Raw genomic sequence first — 16434 nt, 5'->3', positions numbered from 1 at the left:
TCCATCAAGGCAAACCTACACCTCGCGAACTAACGTATAAGGTGTACCATTCATCGCGGCTCAATACGATGTTTTCGGCTTCCGCGCACGCCCGAATTCGGGAAGGAGCGGTTGTCCCGATGACCGGTTGGATGGCGGCAGGGTGTTTCATCAGCCACGCAAGCACAATCGCTTCCGGCGATGTTTGCTTCTCTTCCGCTAGCCGTTTAACCAGTTGAGCCGTATTTTTCACACTTTCGCTGGTATTCTCTAGGCTGGCTCCTGAAAATAAGCCCTTGGCCAGCGAACCCCAGGCTTGGAGCTGAATGTTTTCCAACTGGCAGTATTCGAGCGTGCCCTCGGGAAAAATATTGTTTTTCGCCGCGTCTTGATTCACATGGATGCCGGTTTCAAGCCAGCCGATTTTGTGCAAGCTCAGTTCCAGTTGGTTTACCACCAGCTTTTCACTGCAATGGGTTTGCAATAAACGAATTTGTCCGGCGCTCATGTTGGAAACGCCAAAATAGCGGACTTTTCCGGATGCTTTTAAATGATGAAAGGCTTGCCCTACTTCCCGCGCGTCCATGAGCGCGTCCGGTCGATGCAAGAGCAGAATATCCAAGTAATCAATCCCCAGTCTGGAAAGAATCCCGTCCACACTCTCCAAAATATAGGCCTTGGAAAAATCATAACGCGCCGGAATGCCGCCCGCTTCATCCGGAAAGCGAATCCCTAATTTGGATTGAATGATCATTTTTTCTCTTAACTCCGGTTTTTCCTGCAACACCTGGCCAAAGACGGTCTCGGCTTTTCCGTAGGCGTAAATATCCGCATGATCGAACATATGGATCCCGCTGGCCAAAGCCGTCTCCACCGCTTCATGCGCCTGCTTTACATGTTCGGTTAGAATGGGATCCCGGCTCCAGCCTCCGCCAAACCCCATGCATCCCAAAATAAGCCGGCTTGCGTTCAATCCGTGATTATGAATTGGCAATACTGTCATCTCAAGCACATCCTCTGTTATACAAAATATTGTTTCATAGCGCCATTTTCATCCGTGTAATCGATGATCGACTTGTTCGTTTTAAGATTAACGAACAAGGTGCACCGCGTTTCATCCTTTTGCCAAGAAAGCCGAATTTCATCCGCAGCGGAGTTAAGCACCTGAAACTCCCCGTTAAACGCCTCATGTTCATTGCGAAACCGGATCAGCTTCAACAGTCTCTGAACCGCTGCTTTTTCCAAAGCTTGTTCGATTTCCCCAAGGGTAAAATTGTGGCGGTTGATTTCCCGCCCTTCCCCGGTTTTTTTCACATTTTCAAGATCGTTTTCCCCGGCCAGCAGTCCGACATAATAAACCTGGGGTACGCCCGGCGTAAAGAACTGCAGCGCCCGGGCAGCCAAATAGGCATCGTCATCGCCATTTAGAACGGAGTAGTATGAGCACCTGATTTGATGAACATCAAAACCATCCTCGGCTTTATGCTCATCCGATAAAATCAGACTAAGATTCGCCCCTCTTTCCAGGCAGGTAGCGACTAATTTTCTCGCTTCTTGGGTATCCAGCAAATCGTCCAAATCCGGCTTGACCGGAATGCCGTCATGGCAGTCCAGCATCGTAAATTGTTTAGGCGGCCGAGTCTTCAGGTATTGCTTCAGAGATTCGCCGGATTTATTGATTAACGCCTCCAATATGCGATAAGGCAAAATGAAATCGTAGATTAGGTAGCCGCGTTCCGCTAGTTTGTACTGGATGGAGTAATGAGCGTGCACTTCGGGAAGCAATTCAATTTCCATGGAATCGGCAAGCCCTTTGATCCAATCAAGAAATTCGTAGATTTCCGGTTCCACGAAGAAGCAGCTCGTCCCTAATTTTTTAATGACATAACCGACAGCGTCGAGACGCACAATTTTCACATGATGTTGTTTAAAATTCATAAAGAAGTCGGTAAACAACTGCTTAACCTTCGGCGAGTTTATATCCAAATCGATTTGTTCGGAAGGATCGGTTTTTCCAAACGTCGTCCACACCTTTTCTTCCTTGCCGGTTTCTTCGATGGTAAACGCCGAATACGGCAGCGGTCTGCGCAAAAACATTTTTTCAATATCCGCTTGTACCGGTTCTCCGTCTTTCCAAATTTTATCCAGCGTGATAAATAAATCAGCATATTCGGATTTGCGGCCTTTTTGGAGAAAATCCCCAAAATATTCCGACTGCCGCGAAATATGATTCACCATTAAATCGACCAATACGTCAAAGTTTTCGCCAATCGCTTTCACATCGTCCCAGGTACCGAATTTCGGATCAATTTGCAAATAAGTAAGCGGAGCAAACCCCCGGTCTCCCGAAGAAGGGAACGGCGGAAGGATATGAATCCCGCCTTTAAAAATATCCGAAAAATACGTGGAAAGAACGTGGTTGAGCGTCTTTAAATCACCTCCTAACGAATCCGGATACGTGATCAGTTGTACTTGATTATGAACTGCCACTTTTTACTCCTCCCGTAATCCATACATGTCTTTTATGACTTCCAGCCTTGGCAAATCGACAATGGCGCCGGTATATTTCAACTTATAGGCGCTGACCGCAAACCCCAGGGTCAAGGCTTGTCTGATCGTATACCCTTTTACCGCCGCCGCGTAAAATCCCGACCAAAAGGCATCTCCCGCGCCCGTCGTATCCGCCACCTTGGTGGCCAAGGTGCTAAAGCGGACGGTTTCCGCACCGTTGGAAACCAGGGCGCCGTCTTTTCCCAAGGTCAGGATGACGAGTTTCGCGCCAAGCTTCAGAAACGTTTCCAGATAACGTTCGGGCGTTTGTTTGCCAAACAATCTTTCCGCATCGTCCTCGGACGGTTTTACAATATCCACCTTCCCGATGAGCGACTTCACATACCGGACGCCATCCTCACCGTCTTCCCACAACATCGGATGGTAGTTTGGATCAAAACAGACCAATAATCGATTCATTTTGGCCGCTGCTATGATCTTTTCAATCGTGTCTCTCGCCGGTCTCCTGGAGATGGGCCAACAAGAGAAATGTACGACTTTGGAATTTTTCAAAGCCTCTGCAAGCTCCGCGGTGTAAGACAGGTGATAATCCGCTCCTCGATAAAAAACAGGGATCGGCGTAGATTGACTTTTTGTTACGACGACCATACTCGTGGAATAATCGGCTGCCCTCTGAACATAACTCGTATTTATACCGGCGTTGTTTAATTCATTGATTAAAAAGGCTCCTAATCCGTCTTCCCCCACAGCCGATGCTACAACAGGCCGAATCCCTAATTTCTTCGCGTTCATCGCGATATTGGAGGGCGACCCGCCAAAAAACCTGTGGTAAGTATGGCATGTAAAATTATCATTATAGTCCGCGGATATCATATCGATCAGAATTTCTCCTGCCACAAGCAGATCGTTACTATTATTTTGAAGCTCGATTGGATGATCAAAATTATACATGTCAGTCCCCCGGAATCCGCTTACTGAGCCCATATTCTTGTTGAAGTTCTTACTTCTTGATGCGGATTTTTAAGCGCCGCGTCCATCATCAAAGAAATATAAGTATCCTGCAGCGCTTCTTTTAATGAATAAAATTCGGTTCCGGCGGCCAAATATTCGCCCATCCGTTCCAAGCAAGCGGACACGGCGATTTCATCATCGTTCAATCGAGCATTCGCAAACGGATTCCTATAAACGAATTCTTCACCCAACATGATTCCGTAATGAGACCATTCCTGATTGTTGTATTTGCCTAAGTCGATACGGTTTAATTCCTGCGTTACCGGCACGTTGCCAGGCGTAAGATATCGCACGGTCAGGTCATCGATTTCGCCTCTTACGCCTTGCACAGTCAGTTGGCGGGTACGGATAAACGAGTGGTACTGAGCCGGATCGGAAAAATCAAAAAACGCGACTTTCCCATGATCGAATTCCAAAGTCAAACGGTCTCTTGTACAGGAAAAAATCTGCCCGTCAAAGTCCATGCCTTCACGGCCGTAGGTTTCCGTGACATTGAAGGAAAACCTTTTCCCAGAGATGATACAATTTTCATAGCCCGTGTTCAAAAACTTTCTGATGATGCTGACGCCGTGATACCCATGCAAGGACGATAGATTAATATTGCTGACTTCTCCAAGTTTACCGTCTTGAATCACCTTTAACCAAGCGGCATACAGCGGTTGCACAAAATATTGTTCGGCGATTTGAATCTTGGCTTTGTATTTATCGGACTGTTCCCATAGCTCTTCCAATGCTTCTAGCGATTCTCCCGGTGGGGTCTCGCATAAAACGGGAATTCCTTTTTTAAATAAATCGATTAAATAATCGGTAACAAAACCTCTTTTGACGGATAACACCACATAATCAGGCTGGCTTTCGAGCAGCTCGTCCAGCGAATGGACAACGTTTACTCCGAATTTCCGGGCGAACTCCTCTCCTTTTTCCCGGTTTCGGATCACCACCCCGGTCAATTCAAATTTTTCGGGAATGGCCTTTGCAATACGAATGTAAAATTCAGCTCTCCACCCTGAACCTATAAGCCCAAATCTTATTTTATTCATCCTCATTCTCCCTTTGAAGTTTTTATCCTTTAATCCCCCCGGAGGTTAAGCCGGCAATGATTTTCTGCTGGAAGATTAAAACCAACACGATAAGCGGAACCGTTACAACGATGGACGCCGCCGCCATGTCGCCCCACGGCAGTTCATAATTGCTGGGAAACAGCGCGATCCCAACCGGCACCGTTCTCATGCTGTCGTCCGTCATAAAAGTCAAACTATAAATATACTCATTCCAGGAATTGATAAAAACCAATAGGCCTACCGAAAAGGTGGCGGGTTTAATGAGCGGCAGCATAATTCTGAAAAAAGTTTGCAGTCTGGAACACCCATCGATGGTTGCCGCTTCCTCGAAACCCTTCGGCAGTTGACTGAAGAAGTTCGTTAATAACCAGATCGCCATAGGCAAAGCAAAGGTTGTATAAGGGATAACAAGCCCGGCATACGTATTTAACAAGTCCATCTTTTTCAAGATTAAAAACAAAGGGCTGACCGTGGAAATGGTGGGAAACATGGAAATCGTCAGGATGGACAGCAGGATGACTTTTTTCCCTTTAAAGCGCAGTCTCGCCAAGGCATAGGATGCCGAAGCGCCAATTAGAATACTTACAACGGTGGTGATCGTTGCAACAATCACACTGTTGAATAAATATCTGGCAAACGGATGCTTCTGGAATACATTAAAATAATATTCAACGTTAATTTTGCCAGGTATCCATTTGGCGGGAATGGCCGATATCTCCGCAAGCGGTTTAATCGAAGTTAAAAATTGCCAGATATAGGGCAGCAATATGAAGGCTAAAAATAACAAAACCAACACATATAATAAGCTCGACTTTAACGTCCTCGATATTTTAAAATCCATTGGAACTTCCCTCCTTTCCGAAAAATACTAGGCCAGATTTTTGCCGATTAATTTCATATAAATTAAGCTAATGGCAAATACGACCAAGAAGATCAGAATCGATAACGCTGAACCATAGCCAAAATTCAGAAATTTCATCAGGTGGGCGTAAGCATATAGAGATACGCTTTCCGAACCGTTTGCCCCGCCGGTCATCACGGAAACCAAATCGAATACCCTGAACGCGTCGATCGTTCTGAAAAGAAGAGCGACGAGCACGGTGCTCTTGACCATCGGCAAAGTAATTTTTACGAACGCTTGAAAAGCATTGGCGCCGTCGATTTTCGCCGATTCATACAAATCGCCGGGAATCATTTGCAGCCCCGCCAAGATGAGCAGCGCCATAAACGGAGCCGTCTTCCAAACATCCGCAATCACCAGCGCCATGAATGTACCGCTTTCCGTGCTTAACCAGGCTTTATAGCCGTCAATCATCCCAAGTCTGTACAGCACATCATTAAACAAACCGTACTGGTCATTATATATAAATTTCCACATCAGGGCCGATACGGTAGTCGGAATCGCCCATGGAATAAGAATCGCCGCTCTAACCAATCCTCTGCCTTTAAACGTTTTGTTCATAATCATCGCTGCAGCAAAACCAACGATTAATTCTAAAAAAACAGTTGCAATCGTGAATTTAAATGTAAAAAAAATCGAAGCTCCCGCTCTTTCATCCCGAAGTATATCGGAATAATTTTTTAAACCGACAAACGGATATCCTGAGCCCGGATCCGTAAGCACCATCTCATGCAGACTTAACCAAAATGTCCTTAAAATCGGATAAACCGCAATGACCAATAAAATAACTAGCGCAGGGAACATCATCAGCCAGGCGTCTCTGGTTTCCTTTCTTTGCTGTAAACTCTTCATTCCCTCATTAACTCCTTCTGGCGGCATGGACTGCAGCGAAGCGGGTATTATTTAAGTTGCCCCGATCCGTACAATCAATAGTTCAACTTTTTAACCCTGCCTGCAGTCCAAACCGTCCATTTTCTTTATTTGCTTAATGCTTCGAGATCACTTTGGATGGTGTCCAAAGCCGTTTTTATATCGATATGTTCCGACAGCGCCGCATGGATATTACGTTGAATCGAATCGGAAACTCTAGAATAATGAGGAGACATCGGTCTTGCTTTCCCATTCATAATAATGTCATAGAAATCCGCGTAGAATGGATTCGCTTTCAAAACTTCGGGATCTTGATAAACCTCTTTTAATACCGGCGGTTGGGCGGCGATCAAATTCATTTTCTTCTGTACGCTTTCGCTGGACAAATATTTGATAAAGTCGACGGCAGCCGCTTTATGCTCGTCATCGACGGAGTTATTGATCACCAAATTCAGACCGCCTAAAGTGGAATGCGCTTCGGTTCCTTTAGGGCCAACCGGCAGAGCGGCAACGCCCACTTTATCCTTTACTTTGGAACCTTCTTTGTTAGCTTGGCTCCAGAATCCGGACCAATCTCGGATAAAAAGCGCTTTGCCGTCCAAGAATACTTGCTCGCTTTCCGGCTCGGTATAAGTTGTTACACCTTGAGGAGCATAGCTTTTGACCATATCAAGCATGATTTGCGTCGCTTCGATATTATTTTCCGAATTGACAACCGGTTTGCCCGATGCATCCAGGATCTCTCCACCGTTGTTGGCTACATATTCAACCCAGTTGCATACCAACGCTTCGGACAGAGCAGCTTGAAAAACCCCTGTGTATTGAACATCGTTCATGCCTTGCACTTTGCTTTGCAAATCCATCCAACCTTGATACGTAGTAGGAGGTTCTACACCCAATTGATCAAGGACGTCTTTACGGTAAAAGAGAGCGCTTGCATTTGTAAACCACGGAAAAGCGACAAGTTGACCGTTGTATGTTGCCGTTTCAATGGTACCCGGCAAATATTTATCCTGCGTTGCTTGATCAAAATACGGAGTTAGATCGGTTAACCACCCGGCAGCCGCGAACTCTGCCACATAGACGACGTCCAAAGCCATAACGTCCACACTTTTATCGCCGGAGGCCAGCTTATTCACAAAATCATCGTGAACCACATTGGCGTCCTGCGGCAGGATTTTCGTTTTAACAACGTACTGATCCTGGCTTGCGTTGTATTCATCAACAAGCGTTTGCGCCGGCTGCCCGATTCCTTGGTCAAACGAAAAGGTGATGGTCACCGGGTCTTTTGTGCCGTTTGATGCCGGCTCCGGTTTGGCCGAATTCCCGCCGCATCCTGCCAACGAAAAAACAAGAGAACCCGCAATTAAAGGCAACCAAAATTTTTTCCCTTTTAACAGTTTCATGAAAGTACCCCCATCTAAGTATAAATTGCTAACCTTCTAATACAAAAACAAATAGGAAACGCTTTCTTGAATGGCTAAAAAAAATATTCCCCCTTTAAAATCGCCTTTAGGAAAACCTTTTCCTGTTACTTAAAAAAATGGCACTCATTTTTACCTTCAATCCCCCCTTGTTTACCCAGAAATAAGGTTTTCCGAATCAATTTCAGGAAAACCTTTTCCTGATGTGGATATATTATACCTCTGATTTTCGATAAAAATCAATAGAAATTTTGCGCCTTCTCAAAAAGATATTTTGCGCACACTAATTCTTCTTATGATTTTGTGCGGAATAAATTGGGTCTTCGGTATGGCCTGCTGCTTATGATGAATCAGCTTGAACAGAGTCTTCACGGCTTTCAGCCCCTCATCAAAATATGAGATTCGAACCGTTGTCAATTCGGGACTGAAATACTTGCCGAACTCCAAGTCGTCAAAACCCATAATGGAAATATCCGCAGGCACCGAAACCTTCGTATTTTTCAAAAAACGTATGGCCCCAATCGCCATGACATCGTTACACACCATGACGGCGGTTGGCAAGACACCATTTTCTTCATATATTTTTCTCATGCACTCATACCCGGATTCGAAGGAAAAGTTCCCATGCTCGATATAAGAATCCGGAACTTCAATATTGTGTTCTTTCAGGGCCAGCTCGAATCCCCTTAAACGTTTTTGTCCGGATGAATAGTCGTTTTCCGGTCCGCCTATAAAAGCTATTTTTTCATGCCCGTTTTCAATTAAAAAAGAAACCGCATCATACGTAGCCTTCACATTGTCATGAATGACCGTATGAATAACCTCTTCTCCTTCCGAAGCTTCTTGGGTCACCAGTACGATGGGGTAATCTCTCCTTTTCATTTCTTCCACCAGGGTAGAATTAACGTCGACCCCCGCAAACAAAACTCCATCAACCTTTTTATTGGCCAATACCCCCAGCAATTCAATTTCCTTTTCCTGTTGTCCCCCCGATTCACAAACCATTAAAGTATAACCTTTCTGTTGGCAAAAGCTGTTGATCCCCCTGGTCAATGCTCCGAATACGGGATTTGAAATGTCCGGAACGATGATTCCGATGATGTTGGTTTGATTCATGATTAACCCTCTTGCCAAAGAATTCGGCTTGAAGTTCCTTTTTTGAATCACATCATTTACTCTTTTTTTCAGCTCCGGACTGACCGCTTTGGAATTATTGATGACCCTGGAAACGGTTGCTACCGAAACTTGCGCCTCTTTGGCAATATCTTGAATCGTAACAGACATAACACCACTCCTAGAAACTCACTATTCGATTGTAGTCGCATTTTCCGAACACATACTAATTTTGACAACATTTTATCATTAAATCAACGTGGAACTTTTGTACAGTCGGTACATCGGCAGCTCCTTGCTCATCGTTACGGCCAGAGCGTAAGCTTCTTCCGCGCTTTTTCCGTGCTGGATCATTTCATAGAAGAACCGCAGCAGGTACATGAGCGCGTCATTCCCGTCCGGATAATCGTCCGGGCCGATATAGATGCGGCAGCCGCGCTCGAGAAACGCCCGGGCCAACTCTGGATCGCCGAGCGTACACCCGTTGCCGATGACGATTTTTCCGTCCAGCTTGGCATAGCGTAAAATCTCGGCCGGCCCGAAGTCTCCCTGGGGCTCCCCTTCCTCGTAAACGTCCTCACCCAATTCCGGCATGATAAATTTCCCTTCATCGCCATGAAAACAGAGAACGATCATATCCGTCCCGGCGTACAGATCTTCCCCCGACAGAACGGAAATCAAATCGTTTGGCCGGCCGATCCAATACGTAAACACCCGCGCGCCAAAAAGCTCCAAAGCGGCACGCACCGCCTGCGTTTCCATATCGCAATCCGGCCCGCACACCAATGCAATGTTCATTACAGGCTTAGACATCCCAAACCTTCGCTCCTTCCGCTGACTATCGTTACTTCGCTTTTGCACGCTTCAGCTTTCTTTTTCTTTCCCTTAAATAATGAGCCAGCCCTTTAAAGAAATGCCCGTTTACGATCAGCAAAATCCCGTCCAGCATCGGCATGTTGACAACGCCGCCGGTCATTCTGGCAATTCCTCTGAACGGCATATGATAGACCGACATCATGATCAGATTCGCCGTACTGCGTTTCCCTATTTTTCTAAGAAACCAATAAGCAAACACGATGGTATGATAGGCCAACCGGGCAAATGCGCCCTTGGCATACTGGCATTGCTCGATCGTATCGTTATACCCGAGCGGTTGGGCGCGGTCCCAGGTGGGAACCGGCACCTTGCGTCCAATCAGGTTTTCGAATTCCGCAGTGCCAACATCGGTGATTTGGCTCGAATAGTAGGACGGAAGCTTCGCCTTGTCATAAGGCGTAGGCGCACCCGTGCCTGCCACAAACAAGGTATCGGTCAACCGGATGTCTGCGCTCGATGCGCCAACCATGATGGTGTAGTCCGCTTCTTCGATTTCCCACCCGTTTGTTTTTACGTTAAAATAGCGGAACGTCTTGTCGTCAAACGGAATATACACCGTCTTGGACTCGCCGGCATTGATAAATACTTTGACAAATCCCTTTAATTCCTTGCGGGGTCTGAATATTTCCCCGGTGCTGCAGCCGACGTAAAGCTGGGCGACTTCCATCCCGGCAACCCCGCCGGTATTGGTCAGCTTGAACGTCACCCCCGCCTTATCGATTTGCAGGCCGGAGTACTCGAACGTGGTATAACTCAGCCCGTATCCGAAAGGGAAAAGAACATCAACGTCCGCCGTATCGTAATAGCGGTAACCGATATAAACGGCCTCCCTGTACTCCGCGCTGGCTTCATTACCGGGAAAATACCGGGAGGACGGAGTGTCCTCATAACGAAGCGGGTACGTTTCCGCCAGCTTGCCCGATGGATTGACGTCTCCCGACAGCACCCGCAGGATCGCCCTGGCCCCGGCCTGTCCGCCCAAATACCCGTGCAGCAGCCCTTTTACTTTATCGATCCACGGCATGGCCACGGCAGAACCGCAGGAAAGAATCGCCACGATATTCGGGTTCACTTTGTGCAAAGCATCCAGCAGCTCAATCTGATTGTCCGGAATCCCCATGCTCTGCCGGTCCAGGCCGTCCGCTTCCGTCACTTCATCCAGACCGATATATAACAGAACGACGTCCGCTTGCTCCGCAAGGGCGCAGGCTTTGTCGATTTTTTTCCGGTCCTTCTTGCCGTAGCGCTCAAAGCCGGGTTCATAACCGATGCTGACGATGCCCGACTGCTCAAAACAATCAAGGGTATGATCCAAAATCGTCGGGTTGACGATCGAGGAACCTGCGCCCTGAAACCGGGCGTTTTCCGCAAAATCGCCGATCACCGCCACCTTTTTGCCGAACTTGAGCGGTAGAATATTCCCTTCGTTTTTCAGCAGCACGATCGACTCTTCCGCCACCTTCTGGGACATCCGGTGATGATATTCCACATTAAACTCCAAATGCGGCTGCTGAAAAGCCTTTTCGCTTGTAAAAACCAGCTCCAGCAGCCGGGCCACGTTTTCGTCCAATACTTCTTCCGGGATCTTTCCGCTGCGAACGGCCTGGACAATCTCCTGATCGGTCTCGCCCGCGGTTGTCGGCATCTCCAGCTCATTCCCGGCCACAAGCCCTGCCACACGGTCGTTGCTTCCGCCCCAATCCGTGATCACAACCCCTTGGTACTCCCACTCGCCGCGTAAAATATCCTGCATAATATGTAAGTTTTCGTTCGTGTAGGTACCGTTCAATTTATTGTAAGAAGACATGATCGCCTTCGTTTTGCCTTCCCTCACCGCAATTTCAAAAGCGGTCAAATAGATTTCCCGCAGCGTTCTTTCATCGACGATCGCATCGATCGACATCCGCCGCTTCTCCTGATTGTTGACGGCAAAATGCTTAACGCAAGCGGAAATGCCCTGCGACTGAATGCCCCGAATGTACGCCGCCGCCATTTTACCCGCCAGATAAGGATCTTCGCTGAAATATTCGAAATTCCGGCCGCACAGGGGATTCCGCTTCATGTTGACGCCGGGACCCAGCAGGACGCTGACTTTTTGCGCGATCGCTTCTTCCCCGAGATACTCTCCTACGGTTTCTCCCAGTTCCACGTTCCAACTGTTGGCCACCGTCGCGGCCGTGGGATAACAAGTGGCGGGGACGCCTTCATTTAGGCCCAATTTGTCCGCCGCAACCGCCTGTTTCCGGATTCCGTGCGGTCCATCGGCAAGAAATATACTTTGAATGCCAAGGCGTTTAATGTCCTGGGTCTGCCAAAAATCTTTCCCCGACATTAAAGACGCTTTCTCTTCCAATGTCATTTGTGCAATGATCTCTTTATATTTCATCTTTGGTTCCTCTTCTGTATGATGGACGGGATATTCAAAGATATTCTACTATAGATTTCCTTCACTTTCTAATGGGAAAAGAAAAGCAGGACACCCTACAGGCTCCTGCTCCCCACGTTAGTTAAACCCTACCAACCTTTGCGAAATCTTGTACGCCCCCACGGAAATGCGGCGGCCGGCCCGTCCGGGCAAATTGATCAATCTTCCCATCAGGCCGTATTTCAGATCCTGGTACAGCTTCATATCTTTATTTTTAATATAGTCCCATAATTCATCTTTCTTCTCAAGATGTTCGTCCGTTCCCGAGCGGATCAATAAAATCACCGATACGACCGTGACGATTTCCAGATGCCTGAACATATAGCGGCGCAGGTTCGGATTTTCGATCATATCCAGCTGCACTTGGTCAATCATCAGTTTATTGACTTTAATTTGCTGATCGATTCTGCGGATCATAATGCTCTCCTGAACCGACTGGCCTTCCCTGCCGATAAAATACCGGTAAAAATCGACGTTGACATAATAGAGCGTTTTGACATGCGCCAGCGGGGTATACACAAATAAATTGTCGACATAAAAGGTGTGTTTCGGAAGCTCCAACCGGCAATCCCGGAGAAGCTGCGTCCTGTACATGACGGAATGCATTAACATGTACTGGCCTTTGCGAAAACACTGGATATCATCCCACGTAAAAATCCGGCCTTCCGGAAGCACATCATCGTATTTCATGATTTTTCTGTACTTCTTGCCTTCTTTTTCATAGACGAAATTGCTGACCAGCATGTCCACATGTTGATCTTCCTGTGCTAAAACGCTTAGGGTCTCCAGGATTTTCAGATATGCCCGGACATCCACCCAATCATCGCTGTCGACGACTTTAAAATATAAGCCCGTTGCATGCCGGATTCCGGCATTGACCGCTTCCCCGTGTCCGCCGTTTTCCTGGTGGATCGCTTTGACGATCCCAGGGTACCGGGCTGCGTACTCGTCCGCGATTTGCCCGGTCTGGTCCGCCGAGCCGTCGTTGACGATCAGCAGTTCCACCTGCTCTCCCCCAGGCAAAAGGGATTCAATGCAGTACTTCATGTAATCTTGCGAGTTGTAGCAAGGTATTACCACGGATAATAGTTTCATCGATTCACTCTACCTTTAAGAGGTTGTTCAAAAAGATCGTCTTTTGGAACTCACACTTTAACTGTTCCTACTTTTCGGGTTCCTGTTTAAAAATGATTTTAAAAATCGGGAAAAACACCCAGAACGAAATGGCGCTGTTGATAATCATCGTAATCACGTCGGCCGTCGTCTCGCCCGTGGCTCCCCATCCCCACGTATTGATGAACAGGTTGTAGATCGGCGCCTTGTAGATGCCTTGAGCCGCCGCGGCCCCGAGCGTGATCACGACATAAGCGACGACGTACCAAAACGCCGCCTGCCAAATGTTGCTGTTCGATTTGAACGTAATGCTTCTTTGCGCAAAAAAATTGAGAATCTGGGCGATCGCAATCGTGATTTGCACGGCGAGAAAATAAGCCAGACCGCCTCCGCCGCCCGCGGCCAGCGGGCCTGCCGCATAATCGAATACATAATAAAGGCTGCCGTCAAAGTTATGCCCAAACTGCAAAATTTGAAAATTGCTGTTTACTAGAGACGTCCGGGCAAACAGACTTTTAAATGCGGGCATTAAAAACAACTGCAAGACGGTAATGCCATTGCTCAATATAAAGAATATCAGAAACTGCGCAATATGGGGATGTTTTTCTTTGTATCGGGCCCAAAGGCCCAGCGGCCTGGCCGCTGTTTTTCTACCGCTCATATTTCTTCTCCTTTTGTGGCTTGGGCTGGCAGGCTTGCAGGCGCTTTGACGCCCTTTAACAATTTGCTTCTCTCTTTCAGAAAATGCTTAAGGCCCTTGAAGAAACGGCCGTTGACCATCATCAGAATGCCGTCCAGCATCGGCATGTTCACGATCCCGCCGGTCATTCTGGCAATGCCGCGAAACGGCATATGGTAGACCGACATCATGATCAGGTTGGCCGTGCTTCTTTTTCCGGTTTTCCACAAAAACCAATGGGCAACATTCATCAGGCGAAAAGCAAGTCTAGCCACGCCGCCCTTGGCATACTGGCATTGAGCGATCGTATCGTTGTAACCAAGCGGCTGCGTCCGATCCCACGTGGAAACCGGAACTTTCCGTCCAAGCAGGTGTTCGAATTCCTCCTGGCTAACCTTGCTCGCTTTGCCCGAATAATAGGAAGGAAGATTCTCCTTCTCATATGGCAGCGCCGCCCCCGTCCCCTCTACCTCAAGGGTTGCGGTTAGCCGGATATCCGCACTGGAGGCGCCGATCATGATTTCGTATTCTGCGGCTTCGATTTCCCACCCGTTCGTGTTCACGTTAAAATAACGGAACGCCTTGTCGTCAAAAGGGATCGTGACCATTTTCGTCTCGCCCGGATTAACGTATACCTTGGCAAATCCTTTCAGTTCTTTGTTCGGCCGGAAGACCTTTCCCGATTGGCAGCCAACGTAGAGCTGGGCGATTTCCTTCCCCGGCACGCTGCCGGTGTTCGTAATTTTAAAAGTGGCGCCATCCCGGTTCACCTGCACGTCGGAATAGGCAAAAGTCGTATAGCTAAGGCCGTATCCAAACGGGAAAAGCACCTCTACCTGCGCCGTATCATAATAACGGTAGCCGATATAGGGGCCTTCCCGGTACTCGACGCTGACTTCCTTGCCGGGAAAATGATGAAAAGACGGCGTATCCTCGTAACGGAGCGGATACGTTTCCGCCAGTTTTCCGGAAGGATTCACTTCTCCCGTCAATACCCGCAGGATCGCTTTGGCTCCCGCCTGACCGCTTAAATAACCGTGCACCAGTCCTTTCACTTTATCGATCCACGGCATTTCCACCGCGGAGCCGCAGGACAGAACCGCCACGATGTTGGGATTCACCCGGTACAAGGCGTTTAATAGTTCAACCTGGTTCTCGGGAAGCTTCATGTTTTGTCGGTCCAGGCCTTCCGCTTCGGTCACCTCGTCCAGGCCGATATATAACAGCACGACATCCGCTTGCTTGGCTAGGTCGCACGCTTGGGTGATTTTCCCCCGGTTTTTCTTGCCGTACCGTTCAAATCCGGGTTCATACCCGATGCTCGTCAAGCCCGCTTCCGCCAAACCATCCAGAGTATGGTCCAGCACGGTCGGGTTAACGATCGAAGAACCGGCCCCTTGATAACGCGCTTCCTTGGCAAACTCGCCGATGATCGCTACTTTCACGCCATCGTTAATCGGTAATATATTACCTTCGTTTTTCAGCAGCACGATAGATTCTTCGGCAGCCTCCTGGGCCACGCGATGGTGCTGATCCATGTCATACTGTTGTTTATCCGATGCTGTCTTGAACACTTCTTCCGTGGAAAAAATCAGCTCAAGCAGCCGGTCCACACATTCGTCCAATACTTCTTCCTTGAGTTGTCCGCTTTGCACGGCCCGGACGATTTCCGCATTGGTTTCCCCGGCCGTCGTCGGCATTTCCAGCTCGTTCCCGGCGATCAGACCGGCCACGCGGTCGTTGCTGCCGCCCCAATCCGTGACGACAACCCCATCGAACCCCCATTCTTTGCGCAGGATTTCGCGCAGCAAATGAATGTTTTCATTCGTATATTCGCCGTTCAGCATGTTATAGGAAGACATCACCGTCTTGGTCCGGCCTTCCTTTACGGCGATTTCAAACGCGGTTAAATAAATCTCCCTGAGCGTCCGCTCGTCGACGATCGTATCGATCGACATCCGTCTTTCTTCCTGATTGTTGACGGCAAAATGCTTCACGCAGGCGGAAATACCCTGCGCCTGAATGCCCCGGATATATGCCGCCGCCAGTTTGCCGGCCAGGTAAGGATCTTCGCTGAAATATTCGAAGTTTCTGCCGCACAGCGGATTTCGCTTCATATTTACGCCCGGCCCCAGCAGCACATGGACTCGTTGGCTAAGCGCCTCCCTGCCGAGATATTCGCCAAGCTTCTCGCCCAGTTCGGTATTCCAGCTGTTGGCCACGGTCGCGGCCGTCGGGTAGCAAGTGGCCGGAAGGCTCGGATTCAGACCGAGATGGTCCGCCGCCTCCGCCTGTTTGCGAATGCCGTGCGGTCCGTCCGCCAGAAAAATGCTGGGAACGCCGAAGCGCGGAATATCCTGCGTTTGCCAGAAATCTTTCCCCGACATTAAAGAAGCTTTCTCCTCCAATGTCATCTGTTCTATCAAGTGTTTGTGTTTCATCTCCAACTACCCCATTTTAGCCTTTGGGCG

At 48.3% G+C, this 16434-nt stretch carries 13 protein-coding genes; all 13 read right to left on the bottom strand.

Annotated features, from left to right (window positions below; genetic code table 11):
* Window positions 1-4: 4 nt before the first annotated feature.
* On the bottom strand, window positions 5-982 hold the full coding sequence (locus EHV15_RS14510; RefSeq protein WP_128631834.1) for an aldo/keto reductase: 978 nt from the start codon (window positions 980-982) through the stop codon (window positions 5-7).
* 17 nt (window positions 983-999) lie between these two features.
* Window positions 1000-2469, bottom strand: a complete 1470-nt coding sequence (gene gtfA, locus EHV15_RS14505) for a sucrose phosphorylase (RefSeq protein ID WP_128631833.1) — start codon at window positions 2467-2469, stop codon at window positions 1000-1002.
* A gap of 3 nt (window positions 2470-2472) precedes the next feature.
* The gene (locus tag EHV15_RS14500; protein WP_128631832.1) at window positions 2473-3441 is read right to left on the bottom strand and encodes a carbohydrate kinase family protein; all 969 of its coding nucleotides are present in this window, start codon (window positions 3439-3441) and stop codon (window positions 2473-2475) included.
* Between the two features lie 20 nt (window positions 3442-3461).
* Window positions 3462-4541 carry a Gfo/Idh/MocA family protein gene (locus EHV15_RS14495; RefSeq protein ID WP_218571231.1) on the bottom strand — a complete coding sequence of 360 codons (1080 nt, stop codon included), beginning with the start codon at window positions 4539-4541 and terminating at the stop codon, window positions 3462-3464.
* Window positions 4542-4563: 22 nt separating this feature from the next.
* Window positions 4564-5403: a carbohydrate ABC transporter permease gene (locus EHV15_RS14490; protein ID WP_128631830.1), complete on the bottom strand. Its 840-nt coding sequence runs from the start codon at window positions 5401-5403 to the stop codon at window positions 4564-4566.
* A 27-nt stretch (window positions 5404-5430) separates the two neighbouring features.
* Window positions 5431-6315, bottom strand: a complete 885-nt coding sequence (locus tag EHV15_RS14485) for a carbohydrate ABC transporter permease (protein WP_128631829.1) — start codon at window positions 6313-6315, stop codon at window positions 5431-5433.
* A gap of 125 nt (window positions 6316-6440) precedes the next feature.
* On the bottom strand, window positions 6441-7739 hold the full coding sequence (locus tag EHV15_RS14480; protein WP_128631828.1) for an ABC transporter substrate-binding protein: 1299 nt from the start codon (window positions 7737-7739) through the stop codon (window positions 6441-6443).
* A 279-nt stretch (window positions 7740-8018) separates the two neighbouring features.
* On the bottom strand, window positions 8019-9041 hold the full coding sequence (locus tag EHV15_RS14475) for a LacI family DNA-binding transcriptional regulator (RefSeq protein WP_128631827.1): 1023 nt from the start codon (window positions 9039-9041) through the stop codon (window positions 8019-8021).
* A 78-nt stretch (window positions 9042-9119) separates the two neighbouring features.
* Window positions 9120-9683, bottom strand: a complete 564-nt coding sequence (locus EHV15_RS14470; RefSeq protein ID WP_128631826.1) for a delta-aminolevulinic acid dehydratase — start codon at window positions 9681-9683, stop codon at window positions 9120-9122.
* Window positions 9684-9714: 31 nt separating this feature from the next.
* Window positions 9715-12132 carry a beta-glucosidase family protein gene (locus EHV15_RS14465; RefSeq protein WP_128631825.1) on the bottom strand — a complete coding sequence of 806 codons (2418 nt, stop codon included), beginning with the start codon at window positions 12130-12132 and terminating at the stop codon, window positions 9715-9717.
* A gap of 117 nt (window positions 12133-12249) precedes the next feature.
* Window positions 12250-13266 carry a glycosyltransferase family 2 protein gene (locus tag EHV15_RS14460; protein WP_128631824.1) on the bottom strand — a complete coding sequence of 339 codons (1017 nt, stop codon included), beginning with the start codon at window positions 13264-13266 and terminating at the stop codon, window positions 12250-12252.
* A 67-nt stretch (window positions 13267-13333) separates the two neighbouring features.
* The gene (locus EHV15_RS14455; RefSeq protein WP_128631823.1) at window positions 13334-13945 is read right to left on the bottom strand and encodes a hypothetical protein; all 612 of its coding nucleotides are present in this window, start codon (window positions 13943-13945) and stop codon (window positions 13334-13336) included.
* On the bottom strand, window positions 13942-16404 hold the full coding sequence (locus EHV15_RS14450) for a glycoside hydrolase family 3 C-terminal domain-containing protein (RefSeq protein WP_128631822.1): 2463 nt from the start codon (window positions 16402-16404) through the stop codon (window positions 13942-13944). Before EHV15_RS14450 ends, EHV15_RS14455 begins: the two co-directional genes overlap by 4 nt.
* Window positions 16405-16434 lie beyond the last annotated feature (30 nt).

The organism is Paenibacillus oralis, assembly GCF_003863965.1.
Classification (GTDB): Bacteria; Bacillota; Bacilli; order Paenibacillales; family Paenibacillaceae; genus Fontibacillus; species Fontibacillus oralis.
The sequence above is the reverse complement of the archived record's forward strand: the minus strand, read 5'-3'. Positions and strand labels throughout refer to the sequence as shown.

Coding starts and splice junctions, on each gene's coding strand:
- EHV15_RS14510 (WP_128631834.1), bottom strand. CDS start 982: ATGACAGTATTGCCAATTCATAATCACGGATTGAACGCAAGCCGGCTT.
- EHV15_RS14500 (WP_128631832.1), bottom strand. CDS start 3,441: ATGTATAATTTTGATCATCCAATCGAGCTTCAAAATAATAGTAACGAT.
- EHV15_RS14495 (WP_218571231.1), bottom strand. CDS start 4,541: ATGAATAAAATAAGATTTGGGCTTATAGGTTCAGGGTGGAGAGCTGAA.
- EHV15_RS14490 (WP_128631830.1), bottom strand. CDS start 5,403: ATGGATTTTAAAATATCGAGGACGTTAAAGTCGAGCTTATTATATGTG.
- EHV15_RS14485 (WP_128631829.1), bottom strand. CDS start 6,315: ATGAAGAGTTTACAGCAAAGAAAGGAAACCAGAGACGCCTGGCTGATG.
- EHV15_RS14480 (WP_128631828.1), bottom strand. CDS start 7,739: ATGAAACTGTTAAAAGGGAAAAAATTTTGGTTGCCTTTAATTGCGGGT.
- EHV15_RS14475 (WP_128631827.1), bottom strand. CDS start 9,041: ATGTCTGTTACGATTCAAGATATTGCCAAAGAGGCGCAAGTTTCGGTA.
- EHV15_RS14470 (WP_128631826.1), bottom strand. CDS start 9,683: ATGTCTAAGCCTGTAATGAACATTGCATTGGTGTGCGGGCCGGATTGC.
- EHV15_RS14465 (WP_128631825.1), bottom strand. CDS start 12,132: ATGAAATATAAAGAGATCATTGCACAAATGACATTGGAAGAGAAAGCG.
- EHV15_RS14460 (WP_128631824.1), bottom strand. CDS start 13,266: ATGAAACTATTATCCGTGGTAATACCTTGCTACAACTCGCAAGATTAC.
- EHV15_RS14455 (WP_128631823.1), bottom strand. CDS start 13,945: ATGAGCGGTAGAAAAACAGCGGCCAGGCCGCTGGGCCTTTGGGCCCGA.
- EHV15_RS14450 (WP_128631822.1), bottom strand. CDS start 16,404: ATGAAACACAAACACTTGATAGAACAGATGACATTGGAGGAGAAAGCT.